Source organism: Mesorhizobium sp. M5C.F.Ca.IN.020.29.1.1, from assembly GCF_003997375.1.
Classification (GTDB): Bacteria; Pseudomonadota; Alphaproteobacteria; order Rhizobiales; family Rhizobiaceae; genus Mesorhizobium; species Mesorhizobium wenxiniae.
Genome location: NZ_RZSW01000753.1, coordinates 1 through 2,296, shown reverse-complemented (window position 1 = coordinate 2,296; position 2,296 = coordinate 1). Strand labels below are relative to the sequence as shown.

The window sequence follows — 2,296 nt, the reverse complement described above, 5'->3', positions numbered from 1 at the left end:
GTTGGAGACGTCGTCATATTTCAGTAGGTTCTTGCGAATGTCGAAGTTGCGCGCCTCGACCTTCTTCTGCGCTTTTTCCAGCGCCTTGTTGATCCAGGGGTGGATGATCGCCTCGTCTTCCTTGAGGCCGAGCTTCTGCAGCATGCCGTCCATGCGCTCGGAGCCGAAGATGCGCATCAGATCGTCCTGCAGCGACAGGAAGAATTTTGAGCGGCCGGGATCGCCCTGGCGGCCTGAGCGGCCGCGCAACTGGTTGTCGATGCGGCGCGACTCGTGGCGTTCGGTGGCGAGCACGTACAGGCCGCCGGCGGCCAGCGCCTTTTCCTTCAGCCGGGCGACGTCGTCGCGGATCGCCTTTTCCCTGGCTTCGCGCTCGGGGCCTTCAGGCATATCGCCAAGCTCCTCGGCGATGCGCATGTCGGCATTGCCGCCGAGCTGGATGTCGGTGCCGCGGCCGGCCATGTTGGTGGCGATGGTGATGGCGCCGGGTTTTCCCGCCTGGGCAACGATCGCCGCCTCACGCTCGTGATGGCGGGCGTTCAGCACCTCGAAATCTGTAAAACCTTCCTTGCGCAGACGCGCGGCCAGCTGCTCGGATTTCTCGATCGAGGTGGTGCCGACCAGCGTCGGCTGGCCCTTGGCGCGGGCTTCCTTGATCTCCTTGATGATCGCCTTGTACTTCTCCTCGACGGTCCGGTAGACCTCGTCGTCCTCGTCGACACGGACCACCGGCAGATTGGTCGGGATCTCGGTGACTTCGAGGCCGTAGATATTGCCGAACTCCTCGGCCTCGGTCAGCGCTGTGCCGGTCATGCCGGCGAGCTTCTTGTAGAGGCGGAAATAGTTCTGGAAGGTGACGGAGGCGAGCGTCTGGTTCTCCGGCTGGATCGCCACATGCTCCTTGGCTTCGAGTGCCTGGTGCAGGCCTTCCGAATAGCGGCGGCCCGGCATCATGCGGCCGGTGAATTCGTCGATGATGACGATCTCGCCGTTGCGCACGATATAGTCCTTGTCCTTCTGGAACAGCTGGTGCGCCTTCAGGGCATTGTTGACGTGGTGGACGATGGCGACGTTCTCGACGTCGTAGAGCGACTCGCCCTTGAGCAGGCCGGCGTCGCGCAGAAGGTTTTCCAGCTTCTCGGTGCCCTCCTCGGTGAAGATCGAGGTCTTCTGCTTCTCATCGATCTCGTAGTCGGCCGGCTCGAGCTTCAGCATGAAGGCATCGATGGTGTTGTACATTTCCGAACGGTCCTCGAGCGGACCGGAAATGATCAGCGGCGTGCGCGCCTCGTCGACCAGGATGGAATCGACCTCGTCGACGATCGCGTAGCTGTGGCCGCGCTGCACCATCTGGGCGCGCTCGAATTTCATATTGTCGCGCAGATAGTCGAAGCCGAGCTCGTTGTTGGTGGCGTAGGTGACGTCGGCGGCGTAGGCAGCATGGCGTTCCTCGTCGGACAGGCCATGGACGATGACGCCGACGGTAAGGCCGAGGAATTTGTAGACGCGGCCCATCCATTCGGAGTCGCGTTTGGCAAGATAGTCGTTGACGGTGACGACATGGACGCCCTTGCCGGCGAGCGCGTTGAGATAGACCGGCAACGTGGCGACCAGCGTCTTGCCCTCGCCGGTGCGCATCTCGGCGATGCCGCCATTGTGCAGCACCATGCCGCCGATCAGCTGCACGTCGAATGGGCGCATGCCGAGCACGCGGCGCGCCGCCTCGCGCACGGTGGCGAAGGCCGGCACCAGGAGATCATCGAGGGTGGCGCCGTTGGCGACGTCCTGGCGGAATTTTTCCGTGCGGGCCGTCAGCTCGGCGTCGGAGAGCGCCCGCATCTCGTTTTCCATGGCGTTGATCGCTTCGACGCGCGGGCGGGTCGACTTGACCCGACGATCGTTGGAGGAGCCGAAAACCTTACGGGCGAGACCGCCAAAACTGACCATTCAATGGTCCTTTCGATAGTATTCCAAGTCGTTGCGACGGGTGCCGACGGCCCCATCAAATCCACGTGAAACGCGGACAAACGCAAAAAGCGCCCGGAAAACGGTTCTGGACGCAAAGTCGTTGGACAGATAAGAGGGGGCTCAATCGATGTCAACGGCGCGCTCGCCCTGTCGACCGTGCCAAATTCCGCCACAATCCGGCTGGTCTGGAAGCCATCCCGCTCTAGCTATCCCCCATTGGAGTCAAACGTATGTCCTCATTGTTCCGCCGCGCGTCGCTCGCCAGCCTAGGCCTGGCATTCGGGCTGTCGGCTCTGTCGCTGTCGCCGCTGATGGCGCAGGACACCGC

At 62.6% G+C, this 2,296-nt stretch carries 1 protein-coding gene; it reads right to left on the bottom strand.

The features are described 5' to 3' along the window. Window positions 1–1,947, bottom strand: a 1,947-nt coding sequence (gene secA / locus EOA85_RS33105; protein ID WP_127212516.1) for a preprotein translocase subunit SecA, incomplete at its 3' end; no start/stop codon positions are given. Window positions 1,948–2,296 lie beyond the last annotated feature (349 nt).